This is a genomic window from Pseudomonas sp. BIGb0558 (genome assembly GCF_024807515.1).
Classification (GTDB): Bacteria; Pseudomonadota; Gammaproteobacteria; order Pseudomonadales; family Pseudomonadaceae; genus Aquipseudomonas; species Aquipseudomonas yamanorum_A.
Window position 1 is genome coordinate 63,426 of sequence record NZ_JANUEW010000027.1, and the last position, 17,895, is coordinate 81,320.

The window sequence follows — 17,895 nt, forward strand, 5'->3', positions numbered from 1 at the left end:
AGCAAGCTGATGCGCCATACCCGTTTCAAACCCGCCCGCCGCCAAGGCGGTTTTACCTTGCTGGAAATGCTCGCGGTGATCGTGCTGCTGGGCATCGTCGCCACCATCGTGGTGCGCCAGGTGGGCGGCAACGTCGACAAGGGCAAATACGGCGCGGGCAAGGCGCAACTGGCCAGCCTGAGCATGAAAATCGAGAGCTACGGCCTGGATGTCGGCTCGCCACCCAAGACCCTCCAGCAACTGGTCGACAAGCCCGGCAATACCGCCGGCTGGGCCGGGCCGTACGCCAAGCCCTCAGACCTCAAGGACCCGTTCGGCCATGCCTTCGGCTATCGCTTTCCCGGGGAACATGGCGCCTTCGACCTGATCTTCTACGGTCAGGACGGCCAGCCCGGCGGCGAAGGCTACAGTGCCGACCTGGGCAACTGGGAATAATGCGTGCCCCCCAACGCGGCTTTACCCTGCTGGAGATGCTGGTGGTGATCGTATTGATCAGCCTCGCGGCCGGGTTGGTGGGATTCGGCCTGCAACAAGGCCTGCGGGTGGCCAAGGAGCGCCAGGCGGTCGGGCAGATGGTCGAGGCCCTGCGCAGTACACGGGCGCGGGCGATTGTCAGCGGCATGCCGGCCAGGACCCTATTCAACCTGGAGCAACTGAGTTTCCAGGCGCCGGGGCGACCACTCAAGCACTGGCCGGCCGACCTGCAAGTGACCCTGCACACCGCCGAGCACGCAGGCCCGGCGGTGCAGTTCTACCCCGACGGCAGTTCCACCGGCGGCAACCTGTTGTTGGCCAATGGCTCACGCCGCTGGCGCATCGATATTGGCTGGCTAACCGGCAGCGTGCAGTCCAGGGTCTTGCCATGAATCGCCAGTCGGGTTTCACCTTGCTGGAAATGCTCGCCGCGCTGACCCTCATGGCGATCTGCAGCATGGTGCTGCTGGTCGCGTTCGGCCAGAGCGCGCGCTCGTTGTTGCAGGTGGCCCACAGTGACCGCCTCACCCACGCCGCCCTGAGCGTGATGGATCAGGAAGCCTCGGGCCCATTGGCCAGCGGCACCCGCCAGGGCAGCCTGGGGGACGGCATCGATTGGCAATTGACCGTTGCCCAGCAGCCGACCCGCATCGGTCAGCCGCGTTTGTTTCGCCTTGACCTGACCGTCAGCGAAGCCCGGCGCCAGGCCCGTTTCAGCACCCTGAAACTGCGCGCTGCCACCGACAGGGCCGGCCTGTGAATCAGCATCAACGGGGCTTTACCTTGCTCGAAATCATGATCGTGCTCAGCTTGCTGGGGGTGTTGCTGGTCCTGGTGGGCGGCGCATTGCTGGGGGCCAACCGCGCGGTGCTCAAGGCCCAGCGCTACACGGTCAGCCTGGATGAAATGCGCGCCGCGCAACAGTTCCTGCGCACCTCCATCAGCGAGGCGCTGCCGCTGGATGTGACTGAGGACGACAGCCAAACCAACGGTTTTTTTGTCGGCAACCCCCAACGCCTGCAATTCGTCGCGACCTTGCCGGGCGTGCTCGGCGGCGGCATCCAGCGTTTCACCTTGCAGTTGGCCGAGGGCGAGTTGCGAGTGGCCTTCGCCCGGTTCGAGTCCAGCGCCCAGGTCAGCGTGCCGGCCATTCGCAGCGAGCCGCAGGTTTTGCTCACCAACGTCGAGGACCTGCAATTCAGCTATTTCGGCGTGTCGCCCAAGGGCCAGGCCACCGGCTGGATCAATGACTGGCCGTGGACCAAGCGCCTGCCTTACGCGGTGCGTATCGCCGCGCGCGTCAATGGGCCGGTGCCGTGGGTGACCCAGGTGGTTGCCCTGCGCCTGAACCTCTCCAGTGGCGCATCGGGCGAATGAAGCGCCAGCGCGGCGTTGCCCTGTTGCTGGTGCTGTGGGTGCTGGCGTTGCTCAGCCTGCTGCTGGGCGGCCTGGCCGGTTGGGTGCAATTGGAGACTCGCCAGGCCCTGTGGCATCGCCAGCACGCCCAGGCCTTGCTGGCGGCGGAGGCGGGCGTGGCGCTGGCCATGCAGGCCCTGGCCGACCCGCTGCAGCGCAAACAGTGGATTGCCGACGGTCGCGAAATGCCCCTGGTGTTTGATGACGCCCAGTTGCACGTGAGCCTGCACAGCGAGCGCGGCAAGCTGTATTTGAACAGCGCCGAGGCGGGTGATTTTGCGCGCCTGGCCCTGGCCTGCGGTGCCACCCAGGCCCAGGCCAACCGGCTCGCCAGGGACCTGGAAGTGCGGCGCAACGAAGGCCTGCCGCCGTTTCGGGTGGTGGAGGAAGTGCGGCAATTACCGGGTATGACCCAGGCGCTGTACAGCGCACTGGTGCCCGAGATCAGCCTGTGGAGTGGCCTGGACCGCCCTGATCCGGCCTTCGCCAGCCCGTTGATGCGCCGTGCGTTGAACCTGCCGCGCTTGAGTGCGGCAGGCGCCGACCCCGGCGACGTGCTGGTGATCGACAGCCGCGCACAACGGCCAGGCGGCGCGCATGCCCGGCTGCAAGCCACGGTGTTATTGAGCCCCGCGCAAGGCAGCGCACAACCTTATCGAGTCCTACGTTGGCAAGAATGAACGAACACTTATCCGCACGGCTGCAGGTGCTGGTGGCGCCTGTTGCCCAGCGCTGGCGCGGCAGCGTGCTGCAATCGGGCTGGCGGTTGTGGCTCAAGGAGCTGCGTGGCTGCCTGCCGGCGTGGCTGCCGCTCCACGACATCCCCGAGCATCACTACCTGTGGCCGTTGACCGAGGCGGTGGCAAAACCTGTCGGCGAAGTGCGCCAGGTATTGCTGCTCCCGCCCTCGGCGGTGCTGCGGCAAAGCCTGCAACTGCCCTTGGCGGCCGGGCGCGACCTGTCGACGGTGGTGGGGTATGAGCTGGACCGCTTTACCCCGTTCGAGGCCGGGCAGCTGTACTTCGTGGCCCGTCAGGAACGGCGCACCGCTGCGCATTTGCAGGTGACCCTGGTGGCCATCCTGCGCGAGCGCCTGGACCAGATCCTGCTGGACTGCGCCGCCCTTGGTTTGCAGCCCCACGCGGTGGATGTGGACGGCCCCATGGGCATCGACTTGCTGCCGACCCCGTTGCGCCCTCGCCAACGCCCGGCGGGGAAGGGCTTGCAGCGCAGCCTGCCGTGGTTGTGCGGCGCCTTGTTGATTGCGGCGATGTTGCTGTGGCTCAACGACCGCCAGCGGGTGCTCGACGTGATGCACGAGCAGGTTCAGCAGCAAAAAGCCCAGGTCGCCGAGATCCAGAACCTGCGCCAGCAACTGCTCAATACCCGTGGCGCCGCGCAGTACCTGATTCGCCGCAAGTCGGCACAACCGCCGCTGGCAGCGCTGCTCAACGAGCTGACGGCGTGCCTGCCCGCCGACACCTGGATCGACCAGTTGGAGGTCAACGACGGCGCCGACGTTTCCTTCTCCGGGCAGAGCGCCAAGGCGAGTGCCTTGATCACCCGGATCAAGGCCTGCCACAGCCTGGAAAACGCCCAGTTCGAAGGGGTGATCCAACCCGATGCGCAAACCGGCAAGGACCAGTTTTCCCTGCGCGCCCACTTGCACCAGGAGGCCGCCGATGCGCCGACCACTGACACCCCGTGAACGTCGCGGCGCAGCCTTGCTGGTCCTCGCGCTGGTGCTCGGCGGCGGCTACTGGCTGCTGATCGACAGCTGGTTCGCCGGGCCGTTGCGCGCCATGGGCGAGCAGGCCGAGCAACTGCGCGAACAACAGCAACGCTATGCCGGCCTGCTGCACCAGGGCGCCGCCTTGCGCGAGCAACTGGAGCAAGCCCGCCAGGACCCGGCCAGCAGCACCAGCCTGTTGCCCGGGGATGACCCCAGCGCCGTGGCGGCCGACCTGATGCAGCGCATCGCCGACCTGATCAACAGCCGAGCCGGCCTTGGCGGTGGGTGCAGCCTGACCCAGCGCATGCCCATCACCCCGGAGCAGGACGACAGCGAACCCTATCGCCAGGTGAAAGTCAGCCTGACCCTCAACTGCGCCATCGAGCCGCTGACCGCGATCCTGCATGAACTGGAGTACCAGCGGCCGTTCCTGTTCGTGGATGAAATGAGCATCCGCCGTGGCCCGAATGCGCCCGCCAGCGGCGGCGCCGGAAAGCTGGTGGTGCACCTGTTGGTGCGCGGCTATCTGCAACCGGCCGCCGCCACGCAGGCCCGCCGATGACCAGTTCATTGCGCCCCCTGGAGTGGGGATTGCTCGGTGTGGCCGGGCTGCTCGGCCTGCTGATGGTCGGCATCTTGAGCAGCATCGGCGATGCGCCGCAGTGGCTGGATGAGCCAGCCTCCGCTGCGCGCGCCAATGCCACGGCCAAGGTTCACGTGGCCCCGAGCGCGACCCTGGAAAGCCTCGCCGGCACCTGGCAAACGCCGCTGTTCAGCCCCGACCGCAGCCCCGATGCCGCCGTGGGCCAGGCCGAGATTTCGAGCCTGTCGAGCCTGAAGCTGACCGGCGTGCTGCTCGACGGCGAGCTGCGCGTCGCGCTGCTCAAACCTGCGGACGGCCCGCCACTCAAGGTCCACCAAGGCCAGGCCCTGCCCAACGGTTGGCGCCTGGAACACCTGACACCGCTGCATGCCCGTTTTGTACTGGATGGCCGCACGCAAACCCTGAGCCTCAGCGTTCCGCGTTTGCCGCCGCCGTCCACCACACCACCGATTTCCCTTCCTCACGAGCCCGCACCTTGATCGATACTTGCCCTGGCGCCTTGCGCACCACCGTGTTTTGCCTGGCCACCGCCGTCTCCCTGGCCGGCTGTGGGTCATTCCCCGATCACCTCGACCCGGACGACGCCTTGCTGCATGAGGCGATGCAGGGCACCGGTTCGCAACGGCCCGCCGTGGACCCGGCCAGCGAGTCGCCTGCGGCTGACAGTCGCCAACCCCAGGCGTCCACGCCGCCCCAACGCCAGTTGATTCGCGGCAACCAGCAGTTTGTGCGCCAGCCCGCACCGGCGCCGGCGGTCAAGGATGAAGCCAGCGGCGACATCGTGTTCAACTTCGCCGACCAGCCGATTGAGGCGGTGATCAACAGCGTCATGGGCGACCTGCTGCACGAGAACTACAGCATCGCCCAGGGTGTGAAAGGCAACGTAAGCTTCTCCACCTCAAAGCCGGTGAACAAGAAGCAGGCGCTGTCGATCCTCGAAACCCTGTTGTCCTGGACCGATAACGCGATGATCCGCCAGGGCCAGCGCTACGTGATCCTGCCGGCCAACCAGGCGGTGGCGGGCAAACTGGTGCCGGAAATGAGCGTGTCGCAACCCTCCAGCGGGCTCTCGGCGCGGCTGTTTCCACTGCGCTACATCTCGGCCACGGAAATGCAGAAACTGCTCAAGCCGTTCGCCCGGGAAAATGCCTTCCTGCTGGTGGACCCGGCGCGCAACGTGCTGAGCCTGGCCGGTACGCCGGATGAGCTGGCCAACTATCAGGACACCATCGACACCTTCGACGTTGACTGGCTCAAAGGCATGTCGGTGGGGGTGTTCGGTTTGCAGCGGGCCTCGGTGGCCGAGCTGATGCCCGAGCTGCAAAAAATGTTCGGCCCCGACAGCGGCATGCCCCTGGCGGGCATGGTGCGCTTTCTGCCGATTGAGCGGACCAATTCGGTGGTGGCGATCTCGTCCCAGCCGCAGTACCTCAGCGAAGTCGGCGACTGGATTCACACCATCGACGAAGGCGGCGGCAATGAACCGCAGATGTACGTCTACGACGTGCGCAACATGAAGGCCACGGACCTGGCCAAGTACCTGCGGCAGATCTACGGCACCGGCGCGATCAAGGACGATACGCCGGCCAAGGTGGCGCCGGGTCTGCGCACGGCGACCCTGTCGTCACTCAACACCAGTGGCGGCACCTCCGGCGGCCTGAACAACAGCGGTACCAACCCGCCCGTTGGCGATGACGAGGACCAGGCCCCGGCCACCAGCGAAGACAGTGAAAGCGCCGAGCCGCAAACCCCCGGCAAGAGCCTCGACGCCGGCACCCGCATCACCGCGCAGAAAAGCAGTAACCAGTTGCTGGTGCGCACTCGCCCGGTGCAGTGGAAGGAGATCGAATCGGCGATCAAGCGCCTCGACAACCCGCCGCTGCAAGTGCAGATCGAAACGCGCATCCTCGAAGTCAAACTCACCGGCGAGCTGGACCTCGGGGTGCAATGGTACCTGGGGCGCCTGGCAGGCAATTCCACCAGCACCACGGTGGCCAATACCCCAGGCAGCCAGGGCGCGCTGGGCGGTGGCGGGGCGGGATTGGGCGCGGATTCGTTGTTCTATTCCTTCGTCAGCTCCAACCTGCAAGTGGCCTTGCATGCCCTGGAAACCAACGGCCGCACCCAGGTGCTGTCGGCGCCGTCGCTGGTGGTGATGAACAACCAGCCGGCGCAGATCCAGGTGGGTGACAACATCCCCATCAGCCAGACCACAGTCAATACCGGCACCTCCGACACCACCTTGAGCAGCGTCGAATACATCCAGACCGGGGTGATCCTCGACGTGGTGCCGCGCATCAACCCGGGCGGCCTGGTGTACATGGACATCCAGCAGCAGGTCAGCGATGCCGAGAACCAGACCACCAACAGCAGCGACACGCCCAACAACCCGCGCATCTCCACGCGCTCGGTGTCGACCCAGGTGGCGGTGCAAAGCGGCCAGACCGTGTTGCTCGGCGGGCTGATCAAGCAGGACAACGCCGAGAGCGTCAGCGCCGTGCCGTACCTGGGAAAAATCCCCGGGCTGCGCTGGTTGTTTGGCAACACCAGCAAGTCCAAGGATCGCACCGAGCTGATCGTGCTGATCACGCCGAGGGTGATTACCAGCAGCGGCCAGGCGCGGCAGGTGACGGATGACTATCGCCAGCAGATGCAGCTGTTGCGCCCGGCCAACTGAAGGGAGGGTCAGCCCTTGCGTTGCAGGGTGTGATAACCCAGCGCTGCACGGGCTTCGCGCAACGATTTGCCGTCATCGAGCAACCCGCGGATACGCGCTTCCACCGCTTCAATCGAGCGTGCGCAGGCCGCCACTTCATGGGCGCGCTCGCGGGGCACGATCACTACGCCGTTGGCGTCGGCCACCACGATGTCGCGGGCGCATACGCGGGCCTGGCCGATGGAAACCGGCTGGTTCACCGACTCCACTTCAACCCGGTCCTTGCCGGTGCGCATGAACCGGCCTTTGGTGAACAACGGGTAGCCGTCGCCCAGGGCCTTGCTCACGTCGCGGCACACGCCATCGATCACCGTCGCGGCGATCCGCTGGCTGCCGGCGTACTGGGTCATGATGTCGCCCCACACGGTGCAGTCGGTGCGCCCGTCATTGTCGATCACCACCACATCGCCTTCGGCCACGTCATCGACAAAGTCGCCGACGGTGCCCGGCGGGGTGCTGGCGCTGACGTAGCGCACGGTGAAGGCCGGACCGACCACCACCTGGCGATAATCGTCCAGGGGCATGATCCCCAGGCACTGGCCGGGCAGGCCGAGCTTGTCCAGGGCGTCGGACACGCCCGGGGTGTCGAGGCCGGCAAACAGGGCAACCAATTCTTGGTCTTGGGGCGACATGGGTAACTCCTCAGGGTGGTGACAAATAGGTCAGGTTTGTGGGCGGGGCTCGGCAATCGTCAGCAAAATGATGAAGCTGATGAACGAGCCGATGGCCAGCCAGGCGAACACGTAGTTCCAGCCGTAGTTGTCCAGCAGCAGGCCGGTGATGAAGGGCGTGGCGGCGGCGCCCAACTGGCCGATCATGTTCACGATGGCGTTGGAGATCGGGAAGGTCTTCTTGGTGGTCAGGCCCATCGGGTAGACCATGTAGGAGGAGAACCCGAGGCTCAGCACCACGCCGGTCAGCATCAGCAGCAAGCCATAGGGCAGGGGCTCGGCCGGTGAGTTGATCAGCAGGTACATCATCAACGAGGTGCCGACCGCCGACAGCAGCATGCCCGGCTTGCGGCGCCCGCCCATCAGGCGGTCGGAGCACCAGCCACCCAGCAGGTTGCCCAGCACTGCGCCCACCCAGGGCGCCGCCGAGACCAGGCCCATGTTCATGATCGAGAACTGCTTGACGGTCATCAGGTAGGTCGGGATCCACGCCAGCAGCACGCTGGACACGCCGAGCTGGAAGCAGTAGCTGGTGGCGCAGCCCCAGACGTTCCAGGACCTGAACACCTGGCGGTTGGTCTCCAGGGGTTTTTCATCGCGGGTGCGGATCACCCGGTCGAGCTTTTCCACCCAGGCCGGGGTCTTGTGCACGCGGGCGGTCTGGGCGATTGCCGTGTCTTCGACGATGTACTGGAGTTCGGCCTTGTTGACGAAGCGGCTGCGGGAAGGGTGGTCGGTGACCATGAAGTACCAGACCACTGCCAGCACGATGCCCGGGATGGCAAAGAAGTAGAAAATCTCGCGCCAGCCCCACACCGAAATGATCACCGCGCACAGCGGCGGCACGATCACGGGCCCGAACTTCACGGCCGACAGGAAGATCCCCGACGCCGTGCCTTTTTCCCGGGCCGGAAACCAGTTGTTGATGGTGGTGGTCATGCTGATGGGCAACGGGCCCTCGGCGATGCCCAGTCCCAGGCGATAGAGTTTCAGGGCCAGCAGTGAGCTGGCGGTGCCCACCAGGCCGGTCAGCAACGAGGTCAGCACCATGGCCCCCGGCAGGATCCGGCTGACGCCAAAGCGGCCGAAAGCAAAGCCCGACGGCAATTGCGCCAGGGCGTAAGCCAGCAGGAACAGGCTGACGAGCCCGCCGGCCTGGGCGTTGCTCATTTCAAATTCCTGGCGAATAAACGGCAGCGCCACGCCGAGGTTGGCCCGGTCGGCCGCAGCCACGGTGTAGATCAGGAAAATCAGCGCCGCGACCACCCAGCGGTATTGGCTGCGCACAGCGGGTTTTATGACTTCAGGCATAGACATAGGGGCGGACCTTGTTGTTGTGAGTGTTGTCCTGTTCGGCCCTCATCTTAAAAAGGGCCGAACGCCACCATTAGCGATATTTATCTATGTGAATTCATCACTTTTCTTCTTCAGTCACTAGGCTGCTGCAGAAGCCACGGATCGCCTCACACGCCTGGCGCAGCGACGCATCATCCAGGGCATAGGCGATGCGAATGTACGGCCCCAGGCCAAAGGCACTGCCGTGGACCACGGCCACATTCGCCTCGTCGAGCAGCGCCAGGGCCACGTCTTCATCGCTGCGCAGCACCCGGCCGCCAGCGGAAGTACGCCCGATCAGCGCCGCGCAGGAGGCAAACGCATAAAACGCACCGGCAGGGCTGATGCACCCGAGGCCCGGGGTGTCGTTGAGAAGCTCGACCATCAGGTCCCGGCGCGCCTGGAATATCCCGCGGCTGTCGCGGATGAAGTCCCTGGGGCCTTCCAGTGCGGCGAGGGCCGCCTGTTGCGAGATCGAGCAGGCGCCGGAGGTTTGCTGGCCCTGGAGCTTTTCCATGGCTTCCAGCAACCAGCGCGGTCCGGTGGCGAAACCGATGCGCCAGCCGGTCATGGCGTAGGCCTTGGACACGCCGTTCATGGTCAACGTGCGCGGTGCCAGCCGGGGTTCAACCTGGGCCAGGGTATGAAAGGCCTGGCCGTCGAAGATCAGATGCTCGTAGATATCGTCGGCGAGGACCAGCACCTGCGGGTAGGCCAGCAGCACTTCGGCCAGCGCCTGCAGCTCGTCCTTGCTGTACACCGCGCCGGTGGGGTTGGACGGTGAATTGAGGATCAGCCAGCGGGTCTGCGGGGTGATTGCGGCGGCCAGCGCCTGGGGTGTCAGCTTGAAGCCGCTGTGGGCGTCGCAGGTGACGATGCGCGCTTCGCCGCCGCACAGTTGCACCATCTCTGGGTAACTGACCCAGTACGGCGCCGGCACGATCACTTCGTCGCCTTCATCGAGGGTGGCCGCCAGGGCGTTGTAGATCACCTGCTTGCCGCCGTTGCACACGAGGGTGTCCTGCCAGGACACGTCCAGGCCGTTTTCGCGGCGGAACTTCGCCGCCACCGCCTCCCGCAGGGCTCGCGCACCGGCCACCTGGGTGTAGCGGGTGTGGCCGGTTTCGATGGCCCGGATCGCGGCTTCGCGGATATGCGCCGGGGTGTCGAAATCCGGCTCGCCAGCGCACAGCGAGATGATCTGCGCGCCTTGTGCGCGGCGTTCTGCGACGCGGTCCATGATGCGATAGGTAGCAGACGGTTGTGCGCTGGCCAGGCGCGGGTTGAGCCGCTGGATATCGCGGCTCATTGGCTGATCGCCTCGAACTGTGCGTCGTGCATCACCTCCACCACTGAGCGCCCGCTGCGCACCGCCTGCACCATGCCGTCCTGGCGGCGGGCGATGCGCTCGCCCAGGTCCAGGACCTTTTCCATCATCGCCTGGGGCACGAATACCGTGCCGCATACATCGGCGATCACATAGTCGTCCTCGCTGACGCTGACGCCCGCGACGCTGATAGTCACGCCGGCATCGAGCTGCACCACGCGGTTGCGCGCGCTGATCATGGTCACGCCACGCCCGTACACCGGATAGCCGATGGCCTCGCTGCCGTCGATATCACGGCTGAACCCGTCGATCACCGTGCCGCGGATGTGCTTGCGCGATGCGGCGTTGGCGATGATGTCGCCCCAGCAGGAAATGCCCTCGATGCCGCCGGCAATCACCAGCACCCGGTCGCGGGTTTCAACCTGTTCGATCACCGGCGTGATCAGGTGCACCGTCGGCGCGGTGTCGGACTTGGGGCCGAGCAACACGGTGCTGGCGCGGCCGACGATCTTCGGGCAGTTCCACAGCGGGCGCAGGCCCACGGTGGCGCCGGGCAGGCCGAGGAAGTCGAGGGCGTCGGACACGGTGTTGGTGTCCAGTGCGGCCAGGCGGTCGAGCAAGTGATCAGCGGTCATGGGCAAGCCTCGGGTGACAGAGGCGGCCAGTGTCGGCGAGGCGCTTTGATAGGTATATTACGAAGTACAGAAGCCTTGCATACGCTTAACCTATGGATAAAACCATGATCAATTTTCGCCTGATCCGTCATCTCTGGCTGTTCCTCGCAGTGGCCGAAGAGCAGAACTTCGGCCGCGCCGCCAAGCGCCTCGGCATGTCCCAGCCGCCCCTGAGCGAGCAGATCCAGGTGCTGGAGCAGGCGCTCAAGGTCAAGCTGTTCGACCGTTCGCGACGCGGGGCCCAACTGACCCCGGTGGGCGCGGCGATCCTGCCGGCGGTGCGCAAATTCGCCGAGCAACTGGAGCGCCTGGAGCTGGCGGTGGAGGAAGCGGTGGCGGGGCAGTCGGGGATGTTGACCATTGGTGCGATCTCCACGGCGATGTTCGATGTGTTACCCGGCCTGATCGAGCAACTGAAGCTCGATTACCCGCAGCTCACGGTGTCGGTGCGGGAAATCGACAGCGTCGAGGCGCTGCCGGCGCTGGAAAACGGAGACATTGACCTGGCGTTCGCCCGACTCGACGGCGACCTGGGCGCCTCGGTGCAGTCCCTGCCGCTGACGGAAGACCGGCTGGTGGTGGCGTTGCCGGCGGATCACCCGTTGGCGAGCCGCACGCGCATCAGCCTGTCGAGCCTGGCCAATGAGCCGTTGGTGATGTTCTCGCGCAATGTCAGCCCGGTGTATTTCGACAACCTGATCGCTACCTGCCGTGCCAGTGGTTTTTCCCCACGGGTGCTGCATGAAGTGCGTTCGGTGGCCTCGCAGATCGCGTTTGTCAGCTATGGGCAGGGGATTGCGCTGGTGCCGGCGTCGCTGAAAAAACTGGCCCCGGCCAATGTGGTGTTTCGGGCGTTGAGCCAGAAACTCAATGTGGTGACCACGGCAGTCGCCTGGAACACCCAGCGGCCCAACCCGGTGGTGGAGGCGGTGATCGCACGGTTTCGCTAAGGATTGCGCTGGCTCAGGTACTCGAACAACTTCGCTGCTTCCGGTGCCAACTGCGCCTGGCTGCTGACCCCGACAAACAGGGTGCGCTGCACCCAGTCGTCGTCCAGCTCCACGGCGATCAACCGGCTGCCCAGCAGTTCGGCCCGCACCGATGACAACGGCAGGATACCGATGCCCAGCCCGGCTTCGATCATCCGGCAGATCCCGTCGAAACTGCTGACCTGGATCCGCACCTTGAGCACCTTGCCGGCGCTTGCGGCGGCGTCGGTGATCCGGCGCAGCAGCGAGCTGCCCTGGTTCAGCGCCACGTAATCAAAGCCAAGGGTGTCGCTGAAAGACACCCTTGGCTGCGTGGCCAGCGCATGGCCCACGGGCACCAGCAGCACCAGCCGGTCTTCGCGATACGGCAGTTTGTACAACCCCTCGGCCGGCACATTATCGGCAAAGATCCCGATATCGGCGCGGCCACTTTCCACCGCCTGGATGATCGGTTCGCTGAGGGCTTCTTCCAGGCCGATGCGCACGTGGGGGTTGTCCCGCAGGAACGCCGCCAGGTCATCCGGCAGGAACTGCACCACCGCCGAGGTGTTGGCGAACAGCCGCACATGCCCGCGTACCCCCACCGCGTAGTCACTGGCGTCGCAGGCCATGCGGTTGACGCCTTCCAGAATGATTTTTGCGTGCTCGACCATGCCTTGCCCCGCCGCCGTCAGCTCCAGCCCCCGCGGCAGGCGCACGAACAGCGGGCATTCGGTGGTGCGTTCCAGTTCGGCCAGGCGCTTGCTGGCGGCCGAGACGGTCATGTTGGCCTTTTCCGCGGCGCGGGTGAGGTTGGCGGTTTCGGCGGCGAAGATCAGCAAGCGCAGGGACAGCAGGTCGAAATGCAGGGGATTGATCATCAGGGGTGTCCGAGGGTTTCCAATCTGGAAAGGATAGTGGCGAAATCCGAAATTTTCATCCGCCCGGTTTGTGTCGATTATCCATGGCACATGCACTCAACAAGAACGGAAAACCTCATGGGCTTACCGCTGCAAGGTCTCAAGGTCGTGGAGCTGGGTCAACTGATTGCCGGGCCGTTCGCGGCCAAGATGCTCGGCGAATTCGGCGCCGAGGTGGTCAAGATCGAACCGCCGGTGACCGGTGACCCGCTGCGCAAATGGCGGCTGCTGCACGACGGTACGTCCGTGTGGTGGGCGGCGCAATCACGCAATAAACGCTCGCTGACCCTTGATCTGCGCCAGGTTGAGGCCCAGCAAGTGGTACGCCGCCTGGTGGCGGATGCCGACGTGCTGATCGAGAACTTTCGCCCCGGCACCCTGGAAAGCTGGGGCCTGGGTTGGGACACGCTGCATGCGCTGAACCCGAAACTGATCATGCTGCGGGTTTCCGGCTATGGCCAGACCGGGCCTTACCGCGACCGCCCCGGCTTCGGCGTGATCGGCGAAGCCATGGGCGGCCTGCGCCACCTGTCCGGCGAGCCGGGGCGCACGCCGGTGCGGGTCGGTGTTTCCATTGGCGACTCGCTGTCGGCGTTGCACGGGGTGATCGGCATCCTGCTGGCCCTGCGGCACCGCGAACAGAACGGCGGCGAAGGCCAGCAGATCGACGTGGCGCTGTACGAGTCGGTGTTCAACATGATGGAAAGCCTGTTGCCCGAATATTCGGTGTTCAACACCGTGCGCCAACCCGCCGGCAGCAGTTTGCCGGGCATCGCACCGACCAATGCCTACCGCTGCCGCGACGGTGGTTTTGCGTTGATCGCCGGCAATGGCGACAGCATCTACCAACGCCTGATGGAAGTGATCGGTCGCCCCGACCTGGCGGCCGACCCGGCGCTGGCGCAGAACGACGGCCGGGTGCTGCAGGTAGAACGCATCGACGCCGCCATCTCCCAATGGACCGCACAGCTGCCGTTGGATGAGGTGCTGTCGATCCTCACCGAAGCGCGCATCCCCGCCGGCAAGATCTACAACGCCGCCGACATCGCCCACGACCCGCACTACCGGGCGCGGGAGATGCTCCTCGACAGCCAGCTGGACGACGGCACGCCGGTGACCTTGCCCGGCATCGTGCCCAAGCTCGGCACCACCCCGGGCCGCGTGATGCGCCCGGCGCCGACCCTGGGCCAGCACACCACCGAGATCCTCGACGGCCTCGGCATCGCCCCCGCGCAGCAAGCCGACTGGCGCCAGCGCGGCATCATTTGAATCGGAGGAACAGCCATGCAACGCCTGTTTTTGCAGGAAGTCGCCACCCGTGACGGCTTCCAGAACGAAGCACGGTTTATCGAGACCGCCGACAAGATCGCCATGATCGACGCCCTCAGCCAGTGCGGTTTCGCCAAGATCGAAGTCACCTCGTTTACCTCGCCCAAGGCCATCACCGCCCTGCGCGATGCCGAGGCGGTGATGCACGGCATCCGCCGCAACCCGGCGGTGGAGTACACCGTGCTGGTGCCCAACGTGCGCGGCGCCGAGCGGGCGCTGGCGTGCAACATCGATGAGGCCAACCTCGTGATGTCGGTGAGCGAGCCCCACAACCGCTCCAACCTGCGCATGAGCCGCGAGCAGTCGTTTGCCCAGCTGCGTGAAGTGTTCAGCGTGATCGGCGCCAAGGGCCCGGTGGCGATCAATGTGTCGCTGTCGACGGTGTTTGGCTGCCCGATGCAGGGCGATGTGCCGGTGGGGGAGGTGCTGCATTGGGTAGAGCGCTTCGCTGAGTTGGGCGCCCGTGGCGTGACCTTGTGCGACACCACCGGCATGGCCTACCCGAGCCAGGTCGAGACGCTGTCCCGGGCCGTGCGCGAGCGGTTCCCGGCGCTGCAACTGACCCTGCATTTCCACAACACCCGCGGCATGGCATTGGCCAATGCCCTGGCGGCCATCGACGCCGGGGTTGACCGCTTCGACTCATCCCTCGGCGGCCTCGGCGGCTGCCCCTACGCACCGGGCGCCAGCGGCAACGTATGCACCGAAGACCTGCTGCACATGCTGCAACTCATGGGCTTCAGCACCGGCGTCGACCTTGATCGCGTGCTGGCGGTTGCCCGGCAACTGCCCGGACTGATCGGCCACGAGATTCCCAGCCAGGTCCTGAAAGCCGGCAAACGCCTGGACCTGCACCCGATTCCCGCCCATGTCGCCAGCCTGGAAAAGCAGGTGGCCAACACCCTGGAGCTGCGCCCATGATCGACCATCTTGACCACCTGGTACTCACCACCATCGACCCGGTTGCGGCCGAGGACTTCTACGTGCGCGTGCTGGGCATGCAGCTGCAGACCTTCGCCGGCGGGCGCAAGGCGTTTGCCTTCGGCCAGCAGAAAATCAACCTGCACGTGCGCGGCCACGAGTTCGAGCCCAAAGCGCACTTGCCGGTGCCAGGGGCGCTGGACCTGTGTTTTATCGCCTCGATTCCGCTGGAGCAGGTGATTGCCCATCTGGCCAAGGTCGAGTGGCCGATCATCGAAGGCCCGGTGATGCGCACGGGCGCCACCGGGCCGATCCGCTCGGTGTACGTGCGCGACCCGGACCTCAACCTGATCGAGATTTCCGAGCAGGTACAGCCATGAACGTGGTGTTCCTCGACAGCGACAGCTTGCCCCTGAACATTCCCGCGCCGGCCTGGGTCACCGACTGGCAAGACCGACCTGATACGCCTGCTGATCAAGTGGTGGACGTGTCCCGGCATGCCCACGTGCTGATCACCAACAAGGTGCGTATTGGCCGCGTCGAGCTGGAACAACTGCCCAACCTGCGCTTCATCTGCGTCGCGGCCACTGGCTACGACTGCATCGACCTGGCCGCCTGCCGGGACTTTGGTGTGAGCGTGTCCAACGTGCCGGCGTATTCGGCGCAAAGCGTTGCCGAATCGGTGATCGCCTCGATCTTCGCCCTGCGCCGGCAGCTGTTTGCCTACCAGCGCGCGGCCCGGCGGGGCTGGCCCGAATCGCGACACTTTTGCGTGCACCGCGAGCCGATCCAGGATGTGCAAGGCAGCGTGCTTGGCATCTTCGGCAAGGGCGCGATCGGCCTGGCCACGGCGCGCCTGGCGAGTTCGTTGGGCATGCGCCTGCTGTTCGCCGAGCACCGCGGCGTGACGGCGGTGCGACAGGGGTATCAGGCGTTTGAGACGGTGCTGGCGCAGAGCGATGTGATTTCCCTGCACTGCCCGCTGACCGAGCGTACCCGCCACCTGATTGGGGGAGCAGAGCTCGCGCAAATGAAACCCGGCGCCTTGTTGATCAACACCGCCCGTGGACCACTGGTGGATGAGTCGGCTGTGCTCGCGGCACTGGAGCGCGGCCGTCTGGGTGGCGCCGCGCTGGATGTGCTGTGCCAGGAACCGCCGCCGGCCGATCACCCCTTGCTCAACAGCCCGCATACCAACCTGATCGTCACGCCCCACGTGGCCTGGGCCAGCCAGAGCAGCCTGCAACGGCTGGCCGACGGCATCCTCGGCAACCTTCAGGGTTACTACAGCGGGAGCCTGATCAACGTCGTGTCGTAGAGGTTCCCTCTCCAAACAACAAGGTCCACTCATGAAAACAATAACAAGCATGATTTCGGAAAAATCCCCGTCACGCCTGCGCCGCGTACTGCGCCACCTGTATGTGCAGGTGCTGCTGGCGATCCTGCTGGGCATCATCGTCGGGCACTTTTACCCCGGCGTTGGCGAACAGATGAAGCCCCTGGGCGACACGTTCATCAAGCTGATCAAGATGCTGATTGCACCGATCATCTTCTGCACCGTGGTCAGCGGCATCGCCAGCATGCAGAGCCTCAAGCGCATCGGTCGGGTTGGCTTCAAGTCGCTGCTGTACTTCGAGGTGCTGACGACCCTGGCGTTGGTGATCGGGCTGATCGGCGTCAACCTGATGCAGCCGGGGGCGGGGATGCATATCAACCCGGCGACCCTCGATGGTCAGGCGGTTGCGGGCTACAGCAAGCTGGCCCATGAGCAGAGTGTGGTGGGGTTTCTTACCCATATTGTGCCGAACACGGTGTTGGGGGCGTTTGCCGAGGGCGACATCCTGCAGGTGCTGTTTATTTCCATTCTGTTTGCGTTTGGTTTGCAGATGCTGGGGGCTGCGGGCAAGCCGTTGCTGAGCCTGATTGACCTGGTGGCCCAGGCGTTTTTTCGCATGGTCAGGATTGTCATGTATGTGTCGCCGTTGGGGGCGTTCGGGGGGATGGCGTTTACCATCGGCAAGTATGGTGTGGGGTCGTTGGGGGCCTATGGAAACTTGTTGATTTGCTATTACGTGACGGCGGTTTTCTTTGTGTTTGTGGTGTTGAACCTGGTGGCGCGTTTGGCTGGGTTCAGTTTGTGGCAGTTTCTCAAGTACATCCGTGATGAGCTGTTTCTGGTGTTGGGGACATCGTCTTCGGAGTCGGCGTTGCCGCGGTTGATGGGCAAGCTTGAGCGCCTGGGGTGTGAGAAGTCGGTGGTGGGGTTGGTGGTGCCGTCGGGTTACTGTTTCAACCTGGATGGCAGTTGCATCAACATGACGGTGTTGGCGATTTTTATTGCCCAGGCTTTGGATATTCCCCTGGATCTTTGGCACCAGGTCACCTTGTTGCTGATTCTGCTGCTGACGTCCAAGGGGGCGGCCAGTGTTACCGGTGGGGCGTTTATTACGCTGGCGGCGACCCTCGGTAGCCTGGATGTGATTCCGGCGGCGGGGTTGGTGTTGGTGCTCGGGGTTTATCGGTTTATTTCTGAAGGGGGGGCGTTGATTAATGTGATTGGCAATGGGGTGGCGACGCTGTTTATTGCCAAGTGGGAGGGGGCGTTGGATGAGGGGAAGCTGGCGGCGGAGTTGCGTGGTGGGTGTGCCAGGGAGGGGCGGGGGTGAGGGGGTGGTTGTGGGTGTATATCCGTTATTTAGGTAACGGCCGCTATTGGTTCCGCTCTTACAGCGGGTCACTTTTGAAAAGCGCAAAAGTAACCAAAACGCTCTGCCCCGCCTGTCGGCGCCTCGCCTAGGCTCGGCGTTC

Annotated in this window: 20 protein-coding genes; 15 read left to right on the forward strand and 5 right to left on the reverse strand. The window is 65.0% G+C overall.

Features of this window, described 5'->3' with window-relative positions; genetic code table 11:
- Positions 1-9: 9 nt before the first annotated feature.
- The 9 genes from gspG to gspD are packed head-to-tail and all read left to right on the forward strand — an operon-like array spanning position 10 to position 6,903.
- Positions 10-435 (forward strand): type II secretion system major pseudopilin GspG, encoded by a 426-nt coding sequence (gene gspG / locus M2400_RS24955; RefSeq protein ID WP_003209911.1) that lies wholly within the window; start codon positions 10-12, stop codon positions 433-435.
- Complete coding sequence (locus tag M2400_RS24960) at positions 435-866, forward strand: GspH/FimT family pseudopilin (RefSeq protein WP_259198482.1); 432 nt, start codon at positions 435-437, stop codon at positions 864-866. The genes gspG and M2400_RS24960 overlap by 1 nt, the downstream gene beginning before the upstream one ends.
- Entirely contained in the window at positions 863-1,234 is a 372-nt protein-coding gene (locus M2400_RS24965; RefSeq protein WP_177079378.1) for a prepilin-type N-terminal cleavage/methylation domain-containing protein, read from the forward strand. Before M2400_RS24960 ends, M2400_RS24965 begins: the two co-directional genes overlap by 4 nt.
- A complete protein-coding gene (locus M2400_RS24970; RefSeq protein WP_177047931.1) occupies positions 1,231-1,851 on the forward strand; it encodes a prepilin-type N-terminal cleavage/methylation domain-containing protein in 621 nt (206 codons plus the stop codon). The genes M2400_RS24965 and M2400_RS24970 overlap by 4 nt, the downstream gene beginning before the upstream one ends.
- Positions 1,848-2,570, forward strand: coding sequence for a general secretion pathway protein GspK (locus M2400_RS24975; protein WP_177079377.1), 723 nt, complete (start codon positions 1,848-1,850; stop codon positions 2,568-2,570). The genes M2400_RS24970 and M2400_RS24975 overlap by 4 nt, the downstream gene beginning before the upstream one ends.
- Positions 2,567-3,598, forward strand: coding sequence for a PilN domain-containing protein (locus M2400_RS24980; protein WP_259198485.1), 1,032 nt, complete (start codon positions 2,567-2,569; stop codon positions 3,596-3,598). The genes M2400_RS24975 and M2400_RS24980 overlap by 4 nt, the downstream gene beginning before the upstream one ends.
- Positions 3,573-4,184, forward strand: coding sequence for a type II secretion system protein GspM (gene gspM / locus M2400_RS24985; RefSeq protein ID WP_259198487.1), 612 nt, complete (start codon positions 3,573-3,575; stop codon positions 4,182-4,184). The genes M2400_RS24980 and gspM overlap by 26 nt, the downstream gene beginning before the upstream one ends.
- Positions 4,181-4,705 (forward strand): DUF2531 family protein, encoded by a 525-nt coding sequence (locus tag M2400_RS24990; protein ID WP_259198488.1) that lies wholly within the window; start codon positions 4,181-4,183, stop codon positions 4,703-4,705. The genes gspM and M2400_RS24990 overlap by 4 nt, the downstream gene beginning before the upstream one ends.
- Positions 4,702-6,903 (forward strand): type II secretion system secretin GspD, encoded by a 2,202-nt coding sequence (gene gspD, locus M2400_RS24995; protein WP_259198490.1) that lies wholly within the window; start codon positions 4,702-4,704, stop codon positions 6,901-6,903. Before M2400_RS24990 ends, gspD begins: the two co-directional genes overlap by 4 nt.
- 8 nt (positions 6,904-6,911) lie before the next feature.
- Here gspD and M2400_RS25000 read toward each other — a convergent pair whose 3' ends face one another.
- The 4 genes from M2400_RS25000 to M2400_RS25015 form a co-directional block, all read right to left on the reverse strand.
- Positions 6,912-7,574: an RraA family protein gene (locus tag M2400_RS25000; protein ID WP_177079373.1), complete on the reverse strand. Its 663-nt coding sequence runs from the start codon at positions 7,572-7,574 to the stop codon at positions 6,912-6,914.
- A 30-nt stretch (positions 7,575-7,604) separates the two neighbouring features.
- Positions 7,605-8,930 carry an MFS transporter gene (locus tag M2400_RS25005; protein WP_259198491.1) on the reverse strand — a complete coding sequence of 442 codons (1,326 nt, stop codon included), beginning with the start codon at positions 8,928-8,930 and terminating at the stop codon, positions 7,605-7,607.
- A gap of 97 nt (positions 8,931-9,027) precedes the next feature.
- Positions 9,028-10,257 carry a pyridoxal phosphate-dependent aminotransferase gene (locus M2400_RS25010; RefSeq protein WP_259198493.1) on the reverse strand — a complete coding sequence of 410 codons (1,230 nt, stop codon included), beginning with the start codon at positions 10,255-10,257 and terminating at the stop codon, positions 9,028-9,030.
- Positions 10,254-10,910 carry an RraA family protein gene (locus M2400_RS25015; protein ID WP_259198494.1) on the reverse strand — a complete coding sequence of 219 codons (657 nt, stop codon included), beginning with the start codon at positions 10,908-10,910 and terminating at the stop codon, positions 10,254-10,256. Before M2400_RS25015 ends, M2400_RS25010 begins: the two co-directional genes overlap by 4 nt.
- Positions 10,911-11,014: 104 nt before the next feature.
- Here M2400_RS25015 and M2400_RS25020 point away from each other — a divergent pair, with 104 nt between their 5' ends.
- Complete coding sequence (locus M2400_RS25020; RefSeq protein ID WP_177047913.1) at positions 11,015-11,899, forward strand: LysR family transcriptional regulator; 885 nt, start codon at positions 11,015-11,017, stop codon at positions 11,897-11,899.
- On the opposite strand, the gene M2400_RS25025 is transcribed toward M2400_RS25020, so the two are convergent.
- The gene (locus tag M2400_RS25025; RefSeq protein WP_259198499.1) at positions 11,896-12,798 is read right to left on the reverse strand and encodes a LysR family transcriptional regulator; all 903 of its coding nucleotides are present in this window, start codon (positions 12,796-12,798) and stop codon (positions 11,896-11,898) included. The genes M2400_RS25020 and M2400_RS25025 overlap by 4 nt on opposite strands.
- Positions 12,799-12,915: 117 nt before the next feature.
- Between M2400_RS25025 and M2400_RS25030 the strand changes: the two genes are divergently transcribed.
- Genes M2400_RS25030 through dctA form a run of 5 tightly spaced genes read left to right on the forward strand, consistent with a single transcriptional unit; the run spans position 12,916 to position 17,753 of the window.
- Positions 12,916-14,106 carry a CaiB/BaiF CoA-transferase family protein gene (locus tag M2400_RS25030; RefSeq protein WP_259198501.1) on the forward strand — a complete coding sequence of 397 codons (1,191 nt, stop codon included), beginning with the start codon at positions 12,916-12,918 and terminating at the stop codon, positions 14,104-14,106.
- 15 nt (positions 14,107-14,121) lie between these two features.
- Positions 14,122-15,087 carry a hydroxymethylglutaryl-CoA lyase gene (locus M2400_RS25035; protein WP_177047910.1) on the forward strand — a complete coding sequence of 322 codons (966 nt, stop codon included), beginning with the start codon at positions 14,122-14,124 and terminating at the stop codon, positions 15,085-15,087.
- Positions 15,084-15,467 carry a VOC family protein gene (locus M2400_RS25040; RefSeq protein WP_259198503.1) on the forward strand — a complete coding sequence of 128 codons (384 nt, stop codon included), beginning with the start codon at positions 15,084-15,086 and terminating at the stop codon, positions 15,465-15,467. The genes M2400_RS25035 and M2400_RS25040 overlap by 4 nt, the downstream gene beginning before the upstream one ends.
- Positions 15,464-16,405, forward strand: a complete 942-nt coding sequence (locus tag M2400_RS25045) for a D-2-hydroxyacid dehydrogenase (protein WP_259198504.1) — start codon at positions 15,464-15,466, stop codon at positions 16,403-16,405. The genes M2400_RS25040 and M2400_RS25045 overlap by 4 nt, the downstream gene beginning before the upstream one ends.
- Positions 16,406-16,454: 49 nt before the next feature.
- Positions 16,455-17,753, forward strand: coding sequence for a C4-dicarboxylate transporter DctA (dctA, locus tag M2400_RS25050; protein ID WP_259198511.1), 1,299 nt, complete (start codon positions 16,455-16,457; stop codon positions 17,751-17,753).
- Positions 17,754-17,895 lie beyond the last annotated feature (142 nt).